At 66.0% G+C, this 15,050-nt stretch carries 15 protein-coding genes; 9 read left to right on the top strand and 6 right to left on the bottom strand.

Annotated elements, in window-relative coordinates; genetic code table 11:
• Positions 1 to 89 precede the first annotated feature (89 nt).
• Both J2X38_RS12175 and J2X38_RS12180 read left to right on the top strand, forming a co-directional pair.
• Complete coding sequence (locus tag J2X38_RS12175; RefSeq protein WP_310254396.1) at positions 90 to 1,277, top strand: acetyl-CoA C-acyltransferase; 1,188 nt, start codon at positions 90 to 92, stop codon at positions 1,275 to 1,277.
• Positions 1,278 to 1,627: 350 nt separating this feature from the next.
• Positions 1,628 to 2,095: a DUF1090 family protein gene (locus J2X38_RS12180; protein WP_058536325.1), complete on the top strand. Its 468-nt coding sequence runs from the start codon at positions 1,628 to 1,630 to the stop codon at positions 2,093 to 2,095.
• 56 nt (positions 2,096 to 2,151) lie between these two features.
• Here J2X38_RS12180 and J2X38_RS12185 read toward each other — a convergent pair whose 3' ends face one another.
• The gene (locus J2X38_RS12185) at positions 2,152 to 2,613 is read right to left on the bottom strand and encodes an SH3 domain-containing protein (RefSeq protein WP_310254399.1); all 462 of its coding nucleotides are present in this window, start codon (positions 2,611 to 2,613) and stop codon (positions 2,152 to 2,154) included.
• Positions 2,614 to 2,738: 125 nt separating this feature from the next.
• Here J2X38_RS12185 and J2X38_RS12190 point away from each other — a divergent pair, with 125 nt between their 5' ends.
• Positions 2,739 to 3,737 carry a D-glycerate dehydrogenase gene (locus J2X38_RS12190; RefSeq protein ID WP_058536323.1) on the top strand — a complete coding sequence of 333 codons (999 nt, stop codon included), beginning with the start codon at positions 2,739 to 2,741 and terminating at the stop codon, positions 3,735 to 3,737.
• Between the two features lie 142 nt (positions 3,738 to 3,879).
• Here the strand turns inward: J2X38_RS12190 and J2X38_RS12195 are convergent, their stop codons facing one another.
• The 4 genes from J2X38_RS12195 to J2X38_RS12210 all read right to left on the bottom strand — a co-directional run bounded on the left by J2X38_RS12195 (position 3,880) and on the right by J2X38_RS12210 (position 7,704).
• A complete protein-coding gene (locus J2X38_RS12195; protein ID WP_310254403.1) occupies positions 3,880 to 4,113 on the bottom strand; it encodes a hypothetical protein in 234 nt (77 codons plus the stop codon).
• Between the two features lie 43 nt (positions 4,114 to 4,156).
• On the bottom strand, positions 4,157 to 5,560 hold the full coding sequence (locus J2X38_RS12200) for a nitronate monooxygenase family protein (RefSeq protein ID WP_056369543.1): 1,404 nt from the start codon (positions 5,558 to 5,560) through the stop codon (positions 4,157 to 4,159).
• A gap of 99 nt (positions 5,561 to 5,659) precedes the next feature.
• The gene (locus J2X38_RS12205; RefSeq protein ID WP_310254409.1) at positions 5,660 to 6,802 is read right to left on the bottom strand and encodes a glycosyltransferase family 4 protein; all 1,143 of its coding nucleotides are present in this window, start codon (positions 6,800 to 6,802) and stop codon (positions 5,660 to 5,662) included.
• Positions 6,799 to 7,704, bottom strand: a complete 906-nt coding sequence (locus J2X38_RS12210) for an alpha/beta hydrolase (RefSeq protein WP_310254411.1) — start codon at positions 7,702 to 7,704, stop codon at positions 6,799 to 6,801. Before J2X38_RS12210 ends, J2X38_RS12205 begins: the two co-directional genes overlap by 4 nt.
• A 168-nt stretch (positions 7,705 to 7,872) precedes the next feature.
• Between J2X38_RS12210 and astD the strand changes: the two genes are divergently transcribed.
• The 6 genes from astD (at position 7,873) to J2X38_RS12240 (ending at position 13,312) form a co-directional block, all read left to right on the top strand.
• Entirely contained in the window at positions 7,873 to 9,318 is a 1,446-nt protein-coding gene (gene astD, locus J2X38_RS12215) for a succinylglutamate-semialdehyde dehydrogenase (protein ID WP_058536318.1), read from the top strand.
• A 77-nt stretch (positions 9,319 to 9,395) separates the two neighbouring features.
• Positions 9,396 to 10,184 (top strand): uroporphyrinogen-III C-methyltransferase, encoded by a 789-nt coding sequence (gene cobA, locus J2X38_RS12220; protein WP_310254413.1) that lies wholly within the window; start codon positions 9,396 to 9,398, stop codon positions 10,182 to 10,184.
• Entirely contained in the window at positions 10,181 to 10,477 is a 297-nt protein-coding gene (locus J2X38_RS12225; protein ID WP_058536316.1) for a DUF2849 domain-containing protein, read from the top strand. Before cobA ends, J2X38_RS12225 begins: the two co-directional genes overlap by 4 nt.
• Position 10,478: 1 nt before the next feature.
• Positions 10,479 to 12,110, top strand: coding sequence for a nitrite/sulfite reductase (locus J2X38_RS12230; RefSeq protein WP_310254415.1), 1,632 nt, complete (start codon positions 10,479 to 10,481; stop codon positions 12,108 to 12,110).
• Positions 12,103 to 12,516 (top strand): DUF934 domain-containing protein, encoded by a 414-nt coding sequence (locus J2X38_RS12235; RefSeq protein ID WP_310254417.1) that lies wholly within the window; start codon positions 12,103 to 12,105, stop codon positions 12,514 to 12,516. Before J2X38_RS12230 ends, J2X38_RS12235 begins: the two co-directional genes overlap by 8 nt.
• Positions 12,509 to 13,312 carry a phosphoadenylyl-sulfate reductase gene (locus J2X38_RS12240; protein WP_058536313.1) on the top strand — a complete coding sequence of 268 codons (804 nt, stop codon included), beginning with the start codon at positions 12,509 to 12,511 and terminating at the stop codon, positions 13,310 to 13,312. The genes J2X38_RS12235 and J2X38_RS12240 overlap by 8 nt, the downstream gene beginning before the upstream one ends.
• 111 nt (positions 13,313 to 13,423) lie before the next feature.
• Here J2X38_RS12240 and J2X38_RS12245 read toward each other — a convergent pair whose 3' ends face one another.
• Positions 13,424 to 14,935: a replicative DNA helicase gene (locus J2X38_RS12245; protein WP_058536311.1), complete on the bottom strand. Its 1,512-nt coding sequence runs from the start codon at positions 14,933 to 14,935 to the stop codon at positions 13,424 to 13,426.
• Positions 14,936 to 15,050 lie beyond the last annotated feature (115 nt).

Raw genomic sequence — 15,050 nt, forward strand, 5'->3', positions numbered from 1 at the left:
TGGCGATGCCGATGCTGCCCCCTTTCGCAAGTGCAGCAAAGTCGCTAATCGGGCCGCCGACGTATCTTTCCCCTACGGAGTCTTTCGCCATGACCGCCACCGATCCCGTCGTTTTCCTCTCCTACGCCCGCACCCCGATGGGCAGCATGCAGGGCAGCCTGTCGGACGCGAGCGCGACCGATCTCGGCGCGACCGCGGTGAAGGCAGCGGTCGAGCGCGCTGGCGTGTCGGGCGACGATATCGAACGCATCTACATGGGCTGCGTGCTTCCCGCCGGGCTCGGCCAGGCGCCGGCGCGCCAGGCCGCGATCAAGGCGGGCCTGCCCAAGTCGGTGCAGGCCACGACCGTGAACAAAGTGTGCGGTTCGGGCATGCAGACCGTGATCATGGGCGCCGAAGCGCTCGCCGCGGGCAGCGTCGACCTGATCGTCGCGGGCGGCATGGAATCGATGACCAACGCCCCCTATCTGCTCAAGAAGCATCGTTCGGGCGCGCGCATCGGTCACGACACCGCCTATGACCATATGTTCCTCGACGGGCTCGAGGACGCCTATGAAGCCGGCCGCGCGATGGGCACCTTTGCTCAGGACACCGCCGATGCGTACCAGCTCTCGCGCCAGGCGCAGGACGATTACACGCTCGAATCGCTGAGCCGCGCCAAGAGCGCGATCGCGGGCGGTGCCTTCGCCAGTGAAATCGCGCCGGTCACCATCGCCGGCCGCAAGGGCGACGTCGTCGTCGACACCGACGAAGCGCCCGGCAAGGCGATGCCCGACAAGATCCCGACGCTGAAGCCCGCCTTTGCCAAGGACGGCACGATCACCGCTGCGACCAGCTCGTCGATTTCGGACGGCGCCGCCGCGGTTGTCCTCACCCGCCAGTCGGTCGCCGACGCCAAGGGCGCCAAGCCCGTCGCCCGGCTCGTCGCGCACGCTGCGCACGCGCAGGAGCCGAAGGATTTCACCGTCGCCCCCGTCGGCGCGATCAACAAGCTGCTCGCCAAGACCGGCTGGTCGATCGGCGACGTCGACCTGTTCGAAGTCAACGAAGCCTTTGCCTGCGTCGCGATGTTCGCGATGCACGACCTCGGCATCCCGCACGAGAAGATCAACGTCCACGGCGGCGCGACCGCGCTTGGTCACCCCATCGGCGCCAGCGGCACGCGCATCATCACGACGCTGATCGCCGCGCTCCAGCGCCACGGCAAGACGCGCGGCATCGCCAGCCTGTGCATCGGCGGCGGCGAAGCGACCGCGGTAGCGGTCGAGCTGGTCTGACATTCTTCCCCCTCCCTCTTGATGCGGGAGGCAGCGAGACTGGGCGGGTCGCCATCGGCGAGCCGCTTAGTCCCAGCGGCAGGGGTGATGGTGCGGCGCTGGCCGACGCACGAGGCGTCACCCCCACCCAACCCTCCCCCATCAAGAGGGAGGGCTTTTGCGCCCATCGCGAAAGTTCCACAGCGCCGTCGCAAGACGGCGCCGTTTCGTCGTATTAGCCGCGACAATTTGCGACACTAATGTCCTGAAAATAAACGGCGCATTCCGGCTCCGTTCAAATGCGCTCGCCTATTCCATGTTTGTCATCGGGCAGATCCCCTCCCCCTGACCGACTGAAAAGGAATGGCACAATGAAGAGCAAATTTCTCACCGCCGGCCTGATCGCCGCGATGATGGTTCCCGCGATGGCGCAGGCGCAGACCCGCGAGATCCGAGAAGATCGCCGCGACGTCCGCGAAGAGCAGCGCGAGTTGCGTCACGCTCAGCGTTACGGCGACCGCGACGATGTGCGCGAGGAACGCCGCGAATATCGTGACGCGCGCCAGGAACTGCGCGAAGACCATCGCGACTGGCGCCAGGATCGCCGCTATTCGAACTATCGCGCGCCGTTCCGCTATCAGCAGTTCCGTATCGGTTCGACCCTGCGCCCCAACTATTACGCTCCGGCCTATCGCCCGAGCTGGGACAACCGCTGGGGCGTGCCGCGCGCGGGTCGCAACCTGACTTATGTGCGTCACTATAACGACCTGCTGCTCGTCAACGAGCGCAACGGCCGGGTGGTGAAGGTGTACCGCAACCACTTCAACTGGCGGCGCTAAGCTTTAACGAATGAACGGGCCGGGCGGGAAACCGTCCGGCCCTTTTTCTGTGGCGATCAGTCGCCCCAGATATGGTCGGTCTGGATCCAGCCCTTACGGCCCTTGACGTCGAACAGGCACCAGCCGTCCTTGCAATCGGTGATCCGGCCGACGACGCCGGGCTCGGCGCGATAGGCGACCGCGGCCGAAACGCTGGAGTCTTCGCGAAGCGGGCGGATTTCGCCGGTGACGATCGCGGTGCGCGTGCGGCTGAGCAAACGGGCCGCCATCCAGCCCTGCGTTCCGTCGGGATCCTCGATCTTGCGCCAGGTTTCGAAGCGCGCGACGACTTTGACCGGCAGATCCTTGCGCCGATACTCCCAGATCACCGGGACATCGGGCGACGGCCCCTTGCGCATGCGCGCCTCGTCGACGCTGATCGACGCCCAATAGGGTAGCGGGACAGGGTCGGATTGCGCCGCCGCCGGACCCACTATGGCAAGGCTGAGCAATATCATTGCAAATTTACGGCTGGTCATAACCGACCCTTGTCAAAATCGGCGGCCATTATCAACCGGTCGCGCGTCGCAAACGGTCCACCGTCCACAGTTATCCGCGCCGCTCCCCCTTGACCCCCAAGCATCGGCGCGCTCTATCGGCGGCCATGCCCGATTCATCCCGTCCGAAACGCCCGCGCGTCATCGTTACCCGCCAGTTGATGCCGCATGTCGAAGGCCGCATGGCCGAATTGTTCGACGTGTCGCTGTCGGCGCGCGACGAGGCTTTTACCCGCGACGAATTGAAGGCGGCGGTTGCAGACTGCGACGTGTTCGTGCCGACGGTGACCGACGAGATCGACGCCGATATCATCAACGCCGCGGGCGACCGGCTTAAACTGATCGCGAATTTCGGCGCCGGGGTCGACCATATCGACCTCGCCGCGGCGCGCGCCAAGGGCATCATGGTATCGAACACGCCGGGCGTGTTTACCGAGGACACCGCCGACATGACGATGGCGCTGATCCTCAGCGTCCCGCGCCGGCTCGCCGAGGGTGAGAAACTGATGCGGTCGGGCCAATGGGCGGGCTGGGCGCCGAGCGCGATGCTCGGCCACCGCGTCGGCGGCAAATTGCTCGGCATCATCGGCATGGGGCGCATCGGCCTTGCGGTCGCGCGCCGCGCGCGTGCGTTCGGCCTGTCGATCCATTATCACAACCGCCGCCGCCTGCCCGAGGCGATCGAGGAGGAACTCGGCGCGAGCTATCACGCCAGCGTCGACACGCTGCTGCGGATCAGCGACGTGGTGACGATCCACTGCCCGCACACCGCCGAAACGCACGAGATGGTGAACGCCGCGCGGATCGGCGCGATGAAGCCGACCGCGTATCTGATCAATACCGCGCGCGGCGAGATCGTCGACGAAAAGGCGCTGGTCGCGGCGCTCCAGACCGGCCGCATCGCGGGTGCCGGGCTCGACGTCTACACCCACGAGCCCGCGGTCGACCCCGCGCTGCTCGCGCTCCAGAATGTGGTGCTGCTCCCGCACCTCGGCTCGGCGACAATCGAAGGCCGCGAAGCCTCGGGCGAAAAGGTCATCGCCAACATCCGCGCCTGGTGCGACGGCCACCGCCCGCCCGATCAGGTGCTGGAGGGGTGGGCCTGACGACAGCGCTCCGATGCAGAAACGCGTTGCCGATCGCTTCGGCATCGGGGAGTCAGCGTTGGCTGCACTTGAGGTCGATCACCCGCATCGCGAGTTCGCTCGGCTTCTTCCCTTCGCGCGCGACCTCTTCATCGATGCAGCGTTACCGCGGCGTTCGCCGGTCCACGCTATTGCCGTCGCGCATCAATTGCTCGAGAGCGGCCAGTTCGCGCCGCTCGGCATCGCTGAGGTCGTGGAACGCCTTGGCGCCGCTGCGGAGCAGTTCATAGTTGCGCCAGGCACGCTCGGCGGGGGTCTCGGCAAGCGCGCCCTCCGCGCCGAGGGTCCCGAGAGTCAGCGCCGCGGCTACCGCCGCCATTCGCCAGATGTGCGTCATGCAACCATGTCCATCCATTCTCGCGGAGGCGGCGCAGGCCTTATCAATCCCCCGTCAAAATCCGGTCGACGAGCTGCTTCACCGTCGGGGTGAAGTTGTTCGAATAAAAGGGATCGGTCTTGAAATTGAATGCGGCGTGGCCCGCAAACATCAGATTTTGTTCGGGATCGCCGCCGTGCGCGATGTCCTGCAGCGTCTTCTGGATACAGAAGCTGCGCGGATCGGCGAGGTAGCCCGTCGTGTAGTCGTCATGGTCCTTCCACGACGAAAAGCCGCAGTGTGACAGGCAGCCCATGCAATCGGTCTGGTCCTTGCGGATCACCGCCTTGTCGGCTTCGGTCACGAACACGACCGTGTTGTCGGGGGTCTTCAGAGCCTCGGTATAGCCTTCGGCCGCCCAATCGCGTGCCCTTGCCCGATCGTGCGGCGTGACCCAGAAATTCTTGCCCTTCACCCCGACGTCGAGCTGGACGATATGATCGCCGGCTTCCTGCTTCGAATAAGGAATCTGGCGCTCCGAGCGCGCTTCGAGATCGCGCAGGAAGGGCGTGCGCACCGCGCTGGAGTAGAAACCCGTCGGCGAGAAGCGATGAAGCAGCACGTCGCCGTCGTCGAGCGTGCGGAGGCGGTCTTTCCACGCCTGCGGAATCGGGCTTTCCTCGGTGAGCAGCGGCCGCGTGCCGTATTGGAAGACGATCTGGCCGAGTTCGGGATTGTCGATCCAGTTCTCCCAATCGCGCAAATACCAGACGCCGCCTGCCATCACGATCGGCACGCTGTCGGCGATTCCTTCGGCGCGCATCGTCTCGCGCACCGCGGCGACGCGCGGATAGGGATCCTGCGGGACCAGCGGGTCTTCGGCATTCGACAGGCCGTTATGACCGCCCGCGAGCCACGGATCTTCGTAAACCACCGCGCCCAGAAGATGCGGGACCTTGTGATAGGCGCGTTTCCAGAGCGCGCGGAAAGCGCGCGCCGAGCTGATGATCGGGAGGTACATCACATTGTGCCGCTCGGCGATTTCGCTGAGCTTGTACGGCATGCCCGCGCCGCACGTGACCCCGGCGACCATCCCCTTGGTCCGCGCGAGCACGCCCTCGAGAATCTGCTGCGCGCCGCCCATTTCCCAGAGCACGTTGATGTTGATCGCGCCCTTGCCGCCCGACACCTCATAGGCGCGCTCGACCTGCGCGACCGCGCCGTCGATGCCATATTGGATCAGCTCTTCGTGGCGTTCCTTACGCGTCAGCGCGTGATAGACCTGCGGAATGATCTTGCCTTCGGCGTCATAGCTGTCGGCGTTGACCGCCGACACGGTGCCGATCCCGCCGGCCGCGGCCCATGCGCCGCTCGACATATGGTTGGTCGCCGAAACACCCTTTCCACCCTCGACCAGCGGCCAGACTTCGCGTCCGCCGTAAAGGATGGGCTTCAAACCTTTGAACATTCTAAATCTCTTTCTCTCCACCGGTCGCGTCCCGCGTACCGGCCCCCTTGGCCGTTTCCGTAAGCGGAACACGGCCGTGAAAGTCAATGGGCGGGCCGCCTAGTCCCCGGAGAAAAGGCGGCGCCCTGCAAGCGCCCGACCATAGAGATTTTCATAGGCGGCGACCATGGTTGTTTCGTCGAACTGCTCGGCAGCGATGCGCCGGTTCGCCGCGCCAACCTGCGCACGCAGCGTTGCGTCGCGCGCGAATTCGGCCAGCGCCGCGCGGAACCCGGCTTCGTCCGCCGCAATGAAACGGCAATTTTCCGCAGCCACCATCGCCGCAACATCGCCGACCTGGGGGCTGACCACCGGCAGCCCCGCCGCCATCGCCTCGATCACCGCGATCGGCGCCTGTTCGCTTTGCGACGACAGCGCGAGCAGGTCGAATTGGCCGATCCAGCGTGCGGGCCGAGCCATGAAGCCCGGCATCACCAGCCGCTCGCCCATCCCGCAAGTCGCCGCTTCGGCCGCAATCGCCGCGCGTTCGGGCCCCTCGCCGACGATGACCAGCCGGACATGCGCAGGCAGCGCCGCAACCGCGCGGACGAGCCGCGGCAGATCCTTGACCTTGCGCAGCCCGGCGACGGTGCCGATCACCACCTCGCCCTCGCGGGGTTCCAGCCCCGGGATCGCGACCGACGGCCCGGCGGCATAGGCCGCGACGTCGATCCCGTTGCGGATCAGCACCGTGCGCCGCCGTGCGCCCCATTCGTCCGCGGCGATCCGCTCGAGCAGCGCCGAGGGCACAACCAGCGCCTCGGCGGTCGGCAGCGCGAGGCGGCGAAAGCCGCTCCGCTTCCAGTTGCGCCGGACGCTCTCATCCTCGTTAAAGCCGTCCTCGTGATGGATCAGCGGCGGCAGGTCGCGAAAAGGCGCCATGATGCGATGCGCCATCACCCCGTCCATCGACCCCCAATTATAGCTGAGGATCAGGTCGAATTGCTGCATATAGCGCGCAAGGTCGCGGTAGCGCGCCGGTCCGGGCTTGCCGTGCAACGGCGGCGCATCGGTCGGAAAATCGACGTCGACCTTCGGATCGATCGCCTCGCGCGCGCCCAAAGCCTCAGGCACCGCCGACAGGATGGTATGGCGTGCGCGTGCGCCCATCAAATTCATCAGCCGGACGGCGCGCGCCTCCTTGCCGCCGAGCGAGAAGCTCGAATGGAGATGGAGCAGACGAACGGGGCGGTTGCCGGTCACGCGGCGGGCAATTCCGCCGCCCAGGCATCAATCGCGGCCCGCGCCGCGGGCTCGTCCATCGTCGGCGCGTGCCCGACCCCGGGCACCTCGACCAGTCGCGCGCGCGGAAGTTCGGCGACCATCTTCTCGCCCGCCGACCGCGCGAGAATGTCCGACAGTTCGCCGCGCAGGATCAGCAGCGGAACGTCGCCCAGCGCGCGGTAAATCGGCCACAGGTCCATCGCGGCATCGCCGCCGCCGGGGACGCGCAGCGGCGCCGCGATCTGCTTGTCATAATCGGTGACGATGCGGCCTTCGGCGGTCAGCCGGTGCGTCCGCTTGGTCAGCCGCAGCCAGTCGTGAATTTCATACCCCGGATAGACCGCGCCATTGAGTTCGGCGAACGCGCGCGCCGCATGCATCCACGTCGGCTGGCTGCCGCCCGCACCGATATAATCGCGAATCCGTTCCAGCCCGGCGGTCTGGAGTTCGGGGCCGACGTCGTTCAGCACCGCGCCGACCAGCCGCCCGGGCAGCGCCGCCGCCAGCAGCATCGCGACCAGCCCGCCGAGCGAGGTGCCGATCGCCGCAAAGCGTTCGATGCCCAGCTCGTCCAGCATCGCGACGACGTCCTGCACATAGGTCAGCGGCACGTAAGTCATCGGATCCTTGGCAAAGGCGCTTTCGCCGCGCCCGCGGAATTCGATCACGATGACCTTGCGATATTGCGCGAGATGCGGCGCGAGATCCTCGAAATCGCGGGCGTTGCGCGCAAGGCCCGGCATGCACAGCAGCGGCGGCGCGCTTTCGCTTCCCTCCGGCCCGGCATAAACGCGCGCGTGCAGCCGGACGCCGTCGGACGACCACCAATAGTGGTCCGACCAGTCGCGGTGCCCATCCTGCTTTGCATCCTGCTGGGCCAATATGGCACGTCCCCTTGTTCGGCGTTGGCTCGCCCCGGCAAGCGGGACTCATCTCAGCGTCTATCGCCAACCACGCCGCGCGGTGCAAGCAATCCGTCGCTTAGGGTCAGGACCTGTTCCCGCCACAGGTTGCCGCCATCCGCTTTCGCCGATAAGAGCCGAGCGACCATGAGCGAGACCCTGCTTTCCTTCGAACCCGCAACCGGCGAAGAACTTTGGCGCGGTCCGGTCAGCAATATCGACGACGAGGTCGCGATCGCGCGCCGCGCCTGGCCCGAATGGGCCGCGAAACCCGTGTCCTTCCGCACCGAAACGCTACGCCGTTTCGTCGACCGCGTGAAGGCCGAGGGCGAGGCGTTCGCCGACCTGATCGCGCGCGAAACCGGAAAGCCACTCTGGGAAGCGCGCACCGAGGTCGAATCGGTCTGTAACAAGGTCGATATTTCGGTCAAAGCCTATGCCGAGCGCACCCCCAACCGCCGCATCGAGGGCGCGATGGGACTGCGCAACGCGGTGCGGCACAAGCCGCACGGCGCGGTCGCGGTGCTCGGCCCCTATAATTTTCCTGCGCATCTTCCGAACGGGCATATCGTCCCCGCGCTGATCGCCGGCAATTCGGTGCTGTTCAAACCGTCGGAAAAGACCCCGGCGGTCGGCGCGAAGCTCGTCGAGCTGTTCCACAGCGCGGGCGTGCCGCAAGAGGTGCTGCGCCTGATCGTCGGCGGCCCCGAAACGGGCAAGGCGCTCGCGGGGCACGAGGGCATCGACGGATTGCTCTTCACCGGCTCGGCGCGCACCGGCCTCGCGCTCAACCGCCAGTTCGCGGGCCAGCCCGGCAAGATGCTCGCGCTCGAAATGGGCGGCAACAACCCGATCGTCGTGTGGGACACCGCCGACCTCCGCACCGCGGCGATCATCGTCGTCCAGTCGGCCTTCCTCAGCGCGGGGCAGCGGTGCAGCAATGCGCGCCGCCTGATCGTGCGCGACAGCCTTGCCGACAAGCTGATCGAGGAGGTTTGCGGCCTCGCGAACCGCTTGATCGTCGACCATCCGCACGCCGAGCCCGCGCCCTATATGGGCCCGGTGATCGATAACGAAGCCGCCGACGGCCTGACCGAGAGCTTCCTGATCCTGATGTCGAACGGCGGCAAGGTGATCCGCCACATGACTCGCCCCGTCGCCGGCCGCCCCTTCCTGACCCCCGGCATCATCGACGTCACCGCGATGCCCGAACGCCCCGATATCGAACTGTTCGGCCCGCTGCTCCAAGTGGTCCGCGTCGACAGCTTCGAGGCCGCGATCGCCGAGGCGAACAACACCGCCTTCGGCCTCTCGGCATCGCTGATCGGCGGCACGCCGCAGCTTTACGACCAGTTCTGGGCCAATGCGCGCGCGGGCGTGATCAACTGGAACCGCCCGACCAATGGCGCGTCGTCCGCCGCACCCTTTGGCGGCATCGGCCTGTCGGGCAACCATCGGCCCAGCGCCTTCTACGCCGCCGACTATTGCGCCTATCCCGTAGCGTCGGCGGAGAGCGATGCGATGCGCGCGTCGATCGGCGTCGGACTACGCGATCCCGAAGGCTCGCAACTGGTGACCAAGAACTACCTTTAGGCCACCCCAATTTTACCTTCACCGGTGTCAAAAAAGCCTGCTTTGCCATGCGGGAGCCGGACGACCATCTACGGTGCATGGAAAAGACTCTCCCTCCTGCAGGCAAGCTCTGGCTCGTCGGCGCCGGTCCCGGCGATCCCGACCTGCTGACGCTGCGCGCCGCGCGGTTGCTCGAAAGTGCCGACCTTGTCGTCCATGACGGGCTGGTCGGCGAAGGCGTGCTCGCGCTGATCCCGCCGCATGTGGAGCGGATCAGCGTTGCCAAGCAGCGCAGCCGTCACACGATGAAGCAGGAGCTGATCAACGAACTGCTCGTCCGCGAAACGCTCGCGGGCAAGCAGGTCGTGCGCCTCAAGGGCGGCGACCCGTTCATTTTCGGCCGCGGCGGCGAGGAACTCGACGCCGCGCGCGAAGCGGGCGTCGAGGTCGAAACCGTCCCCGGCATCACCGCCGCCGCGGGCTGCGCCGCGCAGGCGGGCCTCCCCCTCACCCACCGCGAGGATGCGAGCGCGGTCAGCTTCGTCGCCGGCCAGTGCAAGGATCTGACCGACCAGGACTGGTCGGGGCTCGCGGGGCATGGCCGCACACTCGTCATCTACATGGGCCTCGCGACCGCGTCTGCCATTGCCGACAAGCTGATCGCCGACGGCGTTTCGCCGGGCCTCCCCGTCGCGGTGATCGAACGCGGCACCACCGCCGATGCGCGGGTGCTCCGCTCGCTGCTCACCGATCTCGGCGACCTTGTCGTACGCGAGAAAGTTAAAAGCCCCGCGCTGATTATCGTCGGCAAGGTCGCGGCGCGCGCCGACGCGCTCGACTGCCTCGGCGCGCCGGGCGTTGCCGCTCAAATAAGGGATTTCACATGAAGCTGCTCACGGGCAATGACCTGAAAACAGGATTTGTCACCTGGTGGACCGGCGCCGACTGGTCGCTGCATATCGAGGACGCCGCCGACGTCGGCGAGGCGGGCGAGGCGATCCTTGCCGCCGAAGAAGGCGCGCGCCGCGTCAACGCCCCCTATATCATCAACGGCGAGCAAACCGCCGACGGCCCGCGCCCCGCGCACATCAAGGACCGTATCCGTGCATTGGGGCCGACCGTGCGCCCCGACCTGACGTTAAAACCCGCCGATCCCGCGGCCGGCGACTGGGTGATCTGACATGTATAAATATGACGAATATGACCATGCGATGGTCGATGCGCGCGTCGCCGAATTCAGCGACCAGGTCCGCCGCCGCCTTGCGGGCGAAATCACCGAGGATCAGTTCAAGCCGCTGCGGCTGATGAACGGCCTCTATCTCCAGCTTCACGCCTATATGCTGCGCGTCGCGGTGCCCTATGGCACGCTCGACAGCCGCCAGATGCGCATGCTCGCGCACATCGCGCGCAAGTACGACCGCGATTATGGCCATTTCACTACGCGCCAGAACATCCAGTATAACTGGATCAAGCTCGAGGACGCACCCGCGATCCTCGAAGACCTCGCATCGGTCGAAATGCACGCGATCCAGACGAGCGGCAATTGCATCCGCAACATCAGCTCGGACCAGTGGGCCGGCGCCGCCGCCGACGAAATCACCGATCCGCGTCCGTGGGCCGAACTCCTTCGTCAGTGGTCGAGTTTCCACCCAGAATTCAGCTATTTGCCGCGCAAGTTTAAAATCGCCGTGATCGCGGCCGACGAAGATCGCGCCGCGATGCGGCTTCACGACATCGGCATCCAGATCGTCGAGAAGGACGGGCAGCACGGCGCCGCCTTCTACGTCGGCGGCGGCATGGGCCGCACCCCGATGATCGCGCCGCTGATCAAGGATTTCGTGCCGCTCGACGACATGCTGAGCTATGCCGAGGCGTGCCTGCGCGTCTACAACCGCTACGGCCGCCGCGACAATATCTACAAGGCGCGGATCAAGATCCTGATCCACGAGCTCGGTGCCGACGAATATCGCCGCCAGGTCGAGGAAGAGTTCAAGCATGTAAAGTCGCTCGGCATCGACCCGCCAAAGGCCGAATTCGACCGCATCGCCGCGCAATTCGCGCCGCCGCCGCTCGACGCCGCGGCGCCCGACGCGATCGACCGCAGCGATCCCGATTTCGCCGTCTGGGTCGACCAGAATGTCGCCGCGCACAAGGTTTCGGGCCATGCGATCGTCAACATCAGCCTGAAGCCCATCGGCGGCATCCCCGGCGATGCGTCATCGGCGCAGATCGACCTGATGGCCGACCTTGCCGAGAAATACAGCCATGATGAACTCCGCGTCACGCACGCGCAGAACATCGTACTGCCGCACGTCTGCAAGGCCGACCTCTACGCCGTCTGGCAGGCGCTCGACGCCGCGGGGCTCGCAACACCGAACCTCGACCTGATCAGCGACATCATCGCCTGCCCCGGGCTCGATTATTGCAGCCTCGCCAACGCGCGCTCGATCCCCGTCGCGCAGAAGATCGCGACGCGCTTTTCGGACCTCGGCCGCCAGAAGGAACTGGGCGAACTCAAGCTCAAGATTTCGGGCTGCATCAATGCGTGCGGGCATCACCACGCCGGCCACATCGGCATCCTCGGCGTCGACCGCAAAGGCACCGAAAACTACCAGCTGTCGCTCGGCGGATCGGGCGCGGAGGACGTCAGCCTCGGCACGATCACCGGCCCCGGCTTCGACGAGGACGGCGTCGTCGATGCGATCGAGCGCGTCACCGACAAATATCTCGCCGAACGCACCGAGGGCGAGCGTTTCGTCGACACCTTCCGCCGCGTCGGCATGGCCCCCTTCAAGGAGGCGATCTATGGTTGAGCATATCCATTCCGACGGCGAAGAACCCGCGGTCACCCTCGACGCCTTCCTGTCGCAGTCGAACGCGACCGCGGTGCGGCTCGAGCCCGATGAGGACGCGCGCGCGCTGATCCCGCATCTCGACCGGCTCGCGCTGATCGAGGTCGCCTTCCCCAAGTTCCGCGACGGCCGCGGCTATTCGTCGGCGCGCATCCTCCGCGAAGCGGGCTACGCCGGCGAACTGCGCGCGCAGGGCGACGTCCTCGTCGACCAGATCGCCTATATGAAGCGCTGCGGCTTCGATACTTTCGCGCCCGAAAAGGAACTCAATTCGGCCGATGTCGAGGCGGCGCTGGCGCGCTGGCCCGAACATTATCAGGGCGCCGCCGACGGCGCGGTGCCGATCTGGAAGCTGAGGCATGGCTGACGTGAAGACCTCTCCGCGCAAAGGCAGCGAAGACCGCACCCGCGACCGGATCGACGTGGCGCCGCGCTTTACGCAGGCCGACGTCATCCGCCTCAACAATCTCTTCCGCGGGCAGGACGCCGCCGAAGTCGTCGCGAGCGTGATCGGCGCGGGGCTGCTCGGCGAAACCGGAATCGTCTCGAGCTTCGGCGCCGAAAGCGCGGTGCTGCTGCATCTGGTGACGCGCGCCGCGCCCGACATGCCCGTGCTGTTCCTCGACACCGGCAAGCATTTCCCCGAAACGCTCGCCTACCGCGACGAACTCGCCGCGAAGCTCGGGCTCAATATCGTCAACCTGACGCCCGACGCCGAAGACCTCGCCGCGAAGGACGCGACCGAGCTGCGCTGGTCGTACGACCCCGACGGCTGCTGCGAAATCCGCAAGGTCAAGCCGCTCGAAAAGGCGCTGACCGATTTCGACACTTCGATCACCGGCCGCAAGGGTTTCCAGTCGTCGACGCGGCAGGGGCTCGCGCGCTTCGAACTCGACGGTTCAACCGGCCGCCTGAAATTCAACCCGCTCGCCAACTGGACGCGCGAACAGCTCGACGCCTATTTCGAGGCGCACGACCTGCCGCGCCACCCACTCGAGGCCGAAGGCTATCCCTCGATCGGATGCTCGCCGTGCACGTCGAAGGTCAAGCCGGGCGAAGACCCGCGCTCGGGCCGCTGGCGCGGCTGGGACAAGACCGAATGCGGCATTCACACCGAAGTAACGCCGCTGGGCGACGATCCCGCGAACGATCCGGCGTTCTGACATGCGTGTGCCCCTGCGAAGGCAGGGGCCCATCTCCAGTCCGTGCGACAAAGCGCAGCTTCTGACCGAGAGACCTCGTGATGGGCCCCTGCGTTCGCAGGGCACCGCTAATTATTCATAATCCTCGAACGCCATGCTGTCGTCGGCGAGGTCGCTGAACTTAGTCGTCTTCGCCTCGAAGTGCATGCGGATCTTGCCCGTCGAGCCGTGGCGCGATTTCGCGACGATCACTTCGGCAAGGCCGAAGACACGCTCCATTTCGGCCGCCCATTCCTCATGCTGCGCGTGGATCTTCACATCGTCGCCCTCGACCGGGCGCTTGGGCTCCTTCGCCGCGACATAATAATCCTCGCGGAACACGAAGAGCACCATGTCGGCGTCCTGTTCGATCGAGCCCGATTCACGAAGGTCGGACAGCTGCGGGCGCTTGTCCTCGCGGCTTTCGACCGCACGGCTGAGCTGCGACAGCGCCATCACCGGCACATGGAGTTCCTTCGCCAACGTCTTCAAACCACGCGAAATTTCCGAAATTTCCTGCACGCGATTGTCGCCGCTCTTCGACGAACCCTGGAGCAGCTGGAGATAGTCGACGATGACGAAGCCAATGCCGTGGCGCCGCTGGAGGCGCCGCGCGCGCGTGCGCAGGCCCGCGATCGTCAGGCCGGGCGTATCGTCGATGAACAGCGGCAAGGTCTGAAGTTGCTGCGCCGCGCGGCTCAGTTGCTGGAACTGCTCCTTGCTGATCTTGCCCATACGCAGCGCCTCGCCCGACACCCCCGATTGTTCGGCAAGCACGCGCGTCGCGAGCTGGTCGGCCGACATTTCGAGGCTGAAGAAAGCGACCTTTGCGCCCATATTCTTCTCGGGCGGGATCCCGTCATCCTCATCGCGGCGGAAACGCTCGGCGGCGTTATACGCGATATTGGTCGCGAGCGACGTCTTGCCCATGCCCGGACGTCCGGCAAGGATCATCAAGTCACTATTGTGCATGCCGCCGATCTTGGCGTTCATGCTGCCGATGCCGGTCGTGATCCCCGACAAATGGCCGCCCGAATTGAGCGCGCGCTCGGCCGCCTGCAACGCGGTAAGGCTCGCCTGGTTGAAGCTTTTGACCGATCCCATCTCGGCCTCGCCCCCCGCGACGCGGTAGAGCGCGGTTTCGGCCTCCTCGATCTGCGCCTGCGGATCGACGCGCTCGCTGGTGTCGAGCGCATTGTCGACCAGCGTGCGCCCGACGCCCGCTAATTCACGCAGCAGCGCGAGGTCGAAAATCTGCCGCGCAAAGTCGCGCGCGCCGATCAGGCCCGCGCCGCTGCCGGTGAGCTGCGCGAGGTAACCGACCCCGCCGACCGCCTTCATCGCCTCGTCGGCCTCGAAATAGGGCTTGAGCGTTACCGGGGTCGCGATGCTGTTGCGCTCGATCAGCGCCATCGTCTGCTGGAAAATGCGGCCGTGGAGCGGTTCGAAGAAATGCTCGGGGTTGAGCGCGACGGGCAGATCCTCGACGACTCGGTTGTCGATCAGGATTGCGCCGAGAAACGCGGCCTCGGCCTCGATATTACGCGGCATCTGGCGCGCGTCACCGGCCGGGGCGGGGGTAGGAAACAAGGCAATCTCTGGCATGGATTTACCATGCGATGTTCGCGCAAGAGGTGCAACCCGATTGACCTCGCTGATCCGCACGGCCGTGGAGCCATCTGGGGATAAGTTTCAAACCCGTTCGCATCGAGCGAAGTCG

Source organism: Sphingopyxis sp. BE235 (assembly GCF_031457175.1).
Taxonomy (GTDB): domain Bacteria; phylum Pseudomonadota; class Alphaproteobacteria; order Sphingomonadales; family Sphingomonadaceae; genus Sphingopyxis.